This window comes from Pseudoflavonifractor sp. 60, from assembly GCF_009911645.1.
Lineage (GTDB): Bacteria > Bacillota > Clostridia > Oscillospirales > Oscillospiraceae > Lawsonibacter.
In genome coordinates this window covers 1-1,928 of sequence record NZ_QWKI01000013.1, presented here as the reverse complement: position 1 = coordinate 1,928, position 1,928 = coordinate 1, and the positions used below count along the sequence as shown (strand labels likewise).

1 protein-coding gene is annotated in these 1,928 nt (G+C 60.1%); it reads left to right on the top strand.

Translation table 11 applies throughout. The features are described from left to right. Window positions 1-1,928, top strand: a 1,928-nt coding sequence (locus D1646_RS01900) for a M14 family zinc carboxypeptidase (RefSeq protein ID WP_160634808.1), incomplete at both ends; no start/stop codon positions are given.

Here is a 1,928-nt window from a genome sequence, read left to right as displayed (position 1 = left end):
TTCAGTACCAGGCCCAGGTCCATCCCCCCGAGCCCGCCGCCACCGAGGGCGCGCTGGTGATGGCCCGCCAGCTGGCCAACAGCTTCGGCGACGAAGTGCTGAACAACGTGAATGTGGTGATGATCCCCCGCTTCAACTCCGACGGCTCCTACGAGTGGATTCGTGTCAATACCGAGAGCGGTCTGGACATGAACCGGGACTTCCACTGGCTGAGCTGCCCCGAGACCCGCATGGTGGTCAACATCTTCAACCTGTTCTATCCCGAGGTGGTCATCGACACCCACGAGATGCAGAATGACGGCGCGGCTACCTGGGAAAATCAGGATGACCTGCAAATGACCGGCAACGGCAGCGGCGGCCTGAACCCCCAGCCCCTGGCCGACCTGGCCATTGAGGAGCTGAAATTCGCCCTGAACAACGCCAAGCAGTACGGCATCCGCGGCACCGCCTATCAGCAGTACCCCTTTGACGTGTATACCACCATCGGCGCCGCCTACCCCGCGACCCGGGGCTCCATCGGTCACCTGATTGAGACCAAGGGCATCCACGCCGGTATGAGTATGTTCGAGCGCCGGGTCATGTCTCAGTGGGCTGCTTCCAGCGGCATTATCCGGTTTGCATCCCAGAACTCCGCCCGTATCCTGAGCACCGTGGCCCAGGCCCGCCAGGAGATTATTTCCAAGGGCGCTACCTACGAGGAAGACGACGTCATTATTCTGCGCCACTCTGACGTGACAGATCGTGATCCCTGGTGGGAGGACTATGATGTGTACGACTGGGTCAGCGGCGAGAAGACCGGCACCACCGACTACACCTGGATCCGCCGCTCCGGCATTGTCTCCTCCCGTCCCCGTCCCACCGCCTACGTCATCCCCGCCGACATTGACGGGATCGACGATATTCTGCGTGTGGTGGAGGGACACAACATCCAGTACTACAAGCTGGACAACGGTTCCTCCGTCAAACTGAATCAATACATCTACAACAACATCACCAGCTCCGTCCTGTCCGGGGAGCAGACGGTCACCTTTGCCAATGGCGCCTATGTGTTCCCCATGAATCAGACCGCCTCCACTCTGATGGGCCTGATGTTTGAGCCGGACGTCTATGACAACCGCTCCTACAAGTCCGACTTCATCCGTATGGGCTACATGGAGGCCGCCGAGGGCCAGCCTCTGCCCCTGTACCGCTATGAGCACAACCTGGTCAACGGCAAGGTGGAGGCTTTCACCGCCGCCACCTCCGGCACCATGACCCTGACCGCCCCTGCGGATGTGGAGGTCGTCCTGTACGACACCTTCGATTACCGCAATTTCAACGAGGAGCATCAGGTGGCCCCCACCTCCACCGCGACCAGCAACGGCATTACCACCTATGTCTTCAACAATCTGCCCGTGGGCAACTACAACTATGTGTCCAGCGGCAGCGGCTACTACACCGTAGACAAAAACATCTGGTTCTCTGCGGAGAAGGCGGCGAATGGTCTGACCGTTGACGCCAACCCCGGCAAGATGGCCGGCAACGGCTTCGAGCAGGACCCCAACGCCTCTGAGGGCTTCAGCGTGGTTCGCCTCCAGACCGACGAGGTGTGGGAGAAGGTCTTCGGCAAGACCTGGTCTGACGCGGACGACGATATCCTCACCAGCCCCTACTTCGCCAACCGCAATCAGAACACCCGGAACGGTGTGCATCAGCAGACCACCAACAAGGAGATGGTGGAGTGGATCAAGAAACTGGAGCAGGAGCAGAATCCCAACGGCTATATGCACCTCTTCTGGTACACCAAGGAGGATGTCTCCCCCGACCATCACCTGTATGACGACTACCCCGGCGCACCCGTCCTGGTGTTCACCAAGTCCAACCTGTCCGGCGCAAACACCCTGGAGGACGCCGCCGCGATTCTGGCCCGGAACACCAATAAGGTCACT